This is a genomic window from Moorena sp. SIO3I6 (assembly GCF_010672095.1).
Map to the genome: position 1 here is coordinate 1 of NZ_JAAHHU010000308.1, position 5,201 is coordinate 5,201.

Annotated in this window: 7 protein-coding genes; 3 read left to right on the forward strand and 4 right to left on the reverse strand. The window is 43.0% G+C overall.

The window, feature by feature from the left end; genetic code table 11:
- On the forward strand, positions 1–399 hold a 399-nt coding region (locus F6K49_RS34750; RefSeq protein WP_293103997.1), incomplete at its 5' end, for a hypothetical protein.
- Positions 400–820: 421 nt separating this feature from the next.
- On the opposite strand, the gene F6K49_RS34755 is transcribed toward F6K49_RS34750, so the two are convergent.
- The gene (locus F6K49_RS34755) at positions 821–985 is read right to left on the reverse strand and encodes a hypothetical protein (RefSeq protein ID WP_293104000.1); all 165 of its coding nucleotides are present in this window, start codon (positions 983–985) and stop codon (positions 821–823) included.
- A gap of 712 nt (positions 986–1,697) precedes the next feature.
- Between F6K49_RS34755 and F6K49_RS34760 the strand changes: the two genes are divergently transcribed.
- Positions 1,698–1,943 carry a recombinase family protein gene (locus tag F6K49_RS34760; protein ID WP_293104009.1) on the forward strand — a complete coding sequence of 82 codons (246 nt, stop codon included), beginning with the start codon at positions 1,698–1,700 and terminating at the stop codon, positions 1,941–1,943.
- Between the two features lie 37 nt (positions 1,944–1,980).
- The gene (locus F6K49_RS34765) at positions 1,981–3,267 is read left to right on the forward strand and encodes a transposase (RefSeq protein WP_293104012.1); all 1,287 of its coding nucleotides are present in this window, start codon (positions 1,981–1,983) and stop codon (positions 3,265–3,267) included.
- Positions 3,268–3,358: 91 nt separating this feature from the next.
- Here F6K49_RS34765 and F6K49_RS34770 read toward each other — a convergent pair whose 3' ends face one another.
- The 3 genes from F6K49_RS34770 to F6K49_RS34780 form a co-directional block, all read right to left on the reverse strand.
- The gene (locus F6K49_RS34770) at positions 3,359–3,544 is read right to left on the reverse strand and encodes a hypothetical protein (protein ID WP_293035975.1); all 186 of its coding nucleotides are present in this window, start codon (positions 3,542–3,544) and stop codon (positions 3,359–3,361) included.
- A 195-nt stretch (positions 3,545–3,739) separates the two neighbouring features.
- Positions 3,740–4,186: a hypothetical protein gene (locus F6K49_RS34775; RefSeq protein ID WP_293104003.1), complete on the reverse strand. Its 447-nt coding sequence runs from the start codon at positions 4,184–4,186 to the stop codon at positions 3,740–3,742.
- 158 nt (positions 4,187–4,344) lie between these two features.
- Positions 4,345–5,010 carry a hypothetical protein gene (locus F6K49_RS34780; RefSeq protein WP_293104006.1) on the reverse strand — a complete coding sequence of 222 codons (666 nt, stop codon included), beginning with the start codon at positions 5,008–5,010 and terminating at the stop codon, positions 4,345–4,347.
- Positions 5,011–5,201 lie beyond the last annotated feature (191 nt).

Below are 5,201 nucleotides of genomic sequence, written 5' to 3' on the forward strand. Positions count from 1 at the left end.
AAAAAACGTGAAGAGGCTAGCCTTGAAGCTATGGAATGGCTCAAGGCTAACCGAAAAGCGTTATCCCAAGAAGCTGCCGAAGCAGCTTTAAGGAAGCATTATGACCAGAATCCAAACAATGTAGATACAGATTACTCAGGGGATATTGAGGTATTTTCTCAAGAAATCAGAAAATATTTGCAGTTGATCTATTACTGTTTAGACGTAGGAGATTGGGAGCTGATGGATAGAGCAATACAGGAATCAAAGATTCCTGTGAATAGGAATTTACAGCTTTATGTAGATGCACTAGATTTTATTAAAAACCACAAGGTTAGTCTAAGTTTTGCTCCTGAAGAAGCTAAAGAAATAACCCTTTACTTGGACTATCTAATCAAGATAATTCCTATAAGATTATAAGCCGAGTTTTGAGTTAACGCTTCTAGAAAAAGTGTTAGATTTTTCTAGGAATGGTTACCAGTATTCATTCTCATACTTTAGCCTTTGAATCATTCCTGTCATTTTGTTTTTTTTATTGCTTAATTTTTTCAATTAGTAATTATAAAATTTATGCATATTATGGAAATTATTGAATAATTTTATTTAAGTGATAAATGAATTTGTCTTGAAGAAGTTGTGGCATTTTTAGTCTTTTATTCTCTGCTTTGTATAAGTTTGCTATAGCTAAGCTAGCTTGAATTAAATTATAAAATCCAGGAAAGTTAGGGGCACATAACTAAGTGTCCCTAACTTTCCTTTTCTGTCCTTTTATAGTTAATTTAGTTTTTAACTAAATTTAAATTAAATTTAAATTTAATCAAAATATAAATGTAGAATAGCTTTATTTCCAATCATTATTATCAAGTTTTTTTAGTGTTGCTTTGATTTCTTTTTCTTTTCCTTGTCGAAGTTTTTTAATCAAAAATTGCAAAATTTCGGCATATTCTTTGTAATCATTTTTAAGAATGTCTAATGCCTCGATAAATTTTTGTTGACGTGATTTCATATTCAATTACTTGAGTTTTGGTTTTGGAATAAATAACCCTGGTTTGCCCCAAGGGACAATCAAGACCGGGTACATGATAAATTATCCAGAAGTGATTTCTGGTTTTCCATATCCTATAAATTTTTTCTGGATTCAAATCAGATATCCGGAAATAGCTAAAGTTTTTTTATAACCCCTAACTGTAGCCAATCTCTGCAGTAACCCAGTGGTAAATGCTCATCAGTTACATTACTCTTGACGGAACTAATCACAAATAAGTTCCACCATTGTCCCTGGAAGCTATGCCCTCAAAACCCCAACGTCTCCACCGCCCTCCCCTTAACCTGCTCCTAGAGAGGTTGTCAAAGATTTTTCCAAAAAAAACTGTCAGGTATTGACCACAACGAGACCATCACACTGGTAAAACCGGTTACAAATAATAAACGAGATAAACCAATAATGCTTTCACTGTTGATGTGACGTAGCATTAAATAATCAAATCATTGATTAATCGTTTATTCCACTGATTTTTTACTATACTAGTAATAGTAAAATTAAGCGGTTATTAAGGAGAGATGTCACACCGAAGAAAGCCGCCACAATTCAAGGAGTCAACTCAAAAACACTTAGGTGATGGGAAACAGAAGCCAGGCTCAAAGCAATCAGGAAGCCAAAGGGTCAAAGACGCTACAACCTTGAATAAATCGAGGAGGCAGCAGCAAAACCCCGACCAATTGTCACTGTTTGCTATGCGCGGGTCTCAACTTATTCCCAGCGCGATGATTTTGAAAGACAAACTGAACGACTACGTTCAAGATTCCCAGAAGCAGAACACATATCAGAAATTGGTTCCGGACTCAATTTTAGGAGGGGACAAGTCCTCGCCATTCTGGACAGATTTCTCCGAGGCGATCTCCAATGCCTTGTGGTTGCCCACCCAGACCGATTGCTCAGATTTGCCATCGAACTGGTTAGATAGCTCTGTGACAAAAATCAGTGCCAACTCATGGTTTGGGGTGAGTGCAAACTCAGCAAGGAGCAAGAATTGGTCTAAGATCTGCTGTCCATCCTCCATTGCTTCAGTTCTAGGCTTTACGGATTGGGAAAATACCAAAAGAAATTCCGGGAAGCGTTACAAGCAGACAAAAAGGCACAGCCACTCGCGAAAATCCACCAAACTAGCACCAAACAGTGTTAGGAAAATCAGGCTGTATCCAACTGTTGAACTGCACAAGGTTTGGAAACAATGGTTGGCAGCCTACCGGCAAGTGTTTAACTGGGCACTGGAGCAGTTAAAAAACGGGTTTAATCTCAAAGATGACCTCCAAAAAGCCTACCGAAACAGTTTGGCAATACCAGATTGGGTTAGGGAGTTACCTGGGCATCAAGCTCAAGAAGCTTGCGATGAGGCGATAGACGCCTACAGGCAAGGGAAAGCTAATGGCGGTGAAGCCAAGTTCAAGTCCTGCCGAAGTAAATCTCAAACCATTCAGTTCAAGGTAGGGAACTTTAAGAACGGTACTTGGTATCCCAAGAAAACCAAGGGTTTGACCTTTAAAGCATCCAAACCTTTGCCGAGTCAATCCGAGTATGGTACTGAATTGGTTTATCAGCGGGGCAAGTGGTATGGATGTTTCCCCGCTCATGTGGAAACCGAACCTACCAAACAAGAAAGGGTAATTGCTCTCGACCCTGGAAACCGTGCTTTCTTGACGGGCTACGATGGTGAGAATGTCTTGGAGATTGGTAAGGGCGACATTGGGCGTATCAACCGACTATGCTCACACCTTGACCAACTCCTTTCTCGTGCTACCAAGTCTCCTTTCAAGCGGCAACGGCATAAAATGCGGAAAGCTGCCGACCGGATCAGGGAAAAGATTCAGTGCTTGGTCAAAGATTTGCACTCCAAGGTCGCATCATTCCTGATTGGCAAATACAAGTTAATCTTCCTGCCAACGTTTGCTACCAGTAAAATGGTACTCAAGTCATCGAGGAAGATTAACCGGAAAACTGTTAGGAATATGTTGAGTTGGAGTCATTACAAGTTTGCCCAGCATTTAACTCAGATGGCAGCTAGGAAGAATGTACTGGTGGTGCGGTGCAACGAATCCTACACCAGCAAAACTTGTACCAACTGTGGTCATCGGCACAACAAGCTAGGTGGCTCGAAAATTTTTCGATGTCCTGAATGCAAGATGGAATTGCCGAGGGACATCGGTGGCGGCCGAAACATCATGATTCGGTCTTTGCAGGCAGCTGCCTTCACCAGCAATGGTGATGCCATACTTGTTCAAGATGCTTGAAACAAGCGTTTTGAGCTGGTTAAATGCTGCACTACCCAAAGGCTATTTCTGGTCATCCTGGTACTGATCCTGAAAATCCTCTTCAGTTAGCTCAAGCAGTAACAGCCTTAGGTGAACCCCGGATGTAAGCTTCCAGAAAATACCGCAAAAACTTCGGTGATACTGGGTCTGGCACTTTCTCGGCCATCACAATCACCTGGGGCAAATACAAATCTTGCTGTGCTGCCAACTGGTAGGCTAAGCCGAAACCATCACAGGAATTAAAGATAGGTGACATACTCCCACGCTGACTCTTTGAGTTCAGTGTGGGCTTCTTACCAACTCCAGCTACTGCTTAGGATACTCGGTAAGCTTTATTAACGATACGGGATGCCCCTCCGCACCGGAACAATACAATAAATTTTGTTTTTTTTAATTAGTAGGTGGCGGTTAGCTCTTATTTGGTTTTCCCTACTATATCTACTATAAACGATTAAAGATCCTGTCCGCAATTCATCTGACACTCATGCTGCGCATGTTCGTTGTGAGGCATAAGAGCGGATGAAGCTAACTGCAACCCTCGTGCGTTCGCGTAGCGTGGCCTACGGCCAATCGCTTTCTTCAAGGCAAACCGCAGATCATCGATAGTCAAGCGTTCGGTCTGATTGAGTTGAATTTCTCCCCGCTGCCCCTCTTGGGAAGTGCCACTGTGACCAGCAAAAAACAGAATATCCCACCCCTGCTCCCATCGTTCAACCCCAAGGGGACTCCCGTTATAGTCGTTCGCACAGCGTCGGGCTTTGCCCGAAAGACTTAGCGGGAGGGGAATTGGGGACTGAAAATGTTGCGTCTCCTTGAAAGTTTTTGCTAGAATAGAGATATTATTGTGCTCGTTCGCGCAGCGTCTCCTGCGGAGAAAAGAGTACCGGTCTGTGCGCAAGCTGAAAAGCCTCTGCTAAAAGTACAAACCAACAAAAACCTTGAAAAAGTAACCCCAATGATTTTATCGGAGGGTTTAGAGGCTGTTTGGTTCAGCCGTTAAGGGTTTTCTACTCTTAAGAATCCCTCACTATAATCGCGTGATTTAGCGAGGGAGTATCAAAACTGCTGATTTAACTCCGATGCCTGGGGTTCCTGCCGCCAGGTAATTTGTGCCCCCGCCTTTCCCGCCAACTCCTCCAACGCCTGCTGATCTGCTTGCTGGTTAAGATTGGCACCCTGACCCAAAATTGCCAGAATTCTGACCTTGCCCTTGGGGGTAGTCTGCCGGTTAAGGGGGTTGGGACAATCGTATTCAATGGCACTCAGGGCAACGTCCGCCTGGGCTTCCGCCAGTAAATCCCAGCGGTGCCAGGGAAACCGACGCAGCCAGGGATTATTGGTCTGTAACAGCAGTTGAAATTTTTTCCCCGAGCCCAATAACTTATCCCGAATCGAGCGAAACTCTGGATCAGTATTGAGCCAGTGATTAAGACTCCCTTCCAAAACCTCAGCCCCTTGCCGACAAGCCGCAAAGGCTTCTCCCCGCTGGGATGAATTGGTCACCTGTTCGGCATTGGCACTCAGAGCACGAAATAGCATTTCCAAACTCAGATACCGTTGCTGCCAATGGCGATAACAGTTGAGTAAGTCTCGATTCCCCGACAACCGCCCTTTAATCCGAGTTTGGGACGGAGAATGGAGATCCCCTTGCCGAATTTCCAGGGTGGCATCAAACCCCTGCTCAATTTCTCCGTCTAATATTAACGTTAACAGCCTCTTCATTGATCTATTATTGACAATTTTTAGTATTTCCAAGAATAGCAGGAGTCCGCAAAGTCCCCCTTATTAAGCTATGCTTTATAAACATATTTCTTTACAAAAAACTTGACAAATTTTAGGAATTATGAATAGGAAATAAATAGGGCTGGCTGCATGAAGGCAGAAGGCATACCCGACAAGGCTTTCAAGCCTTT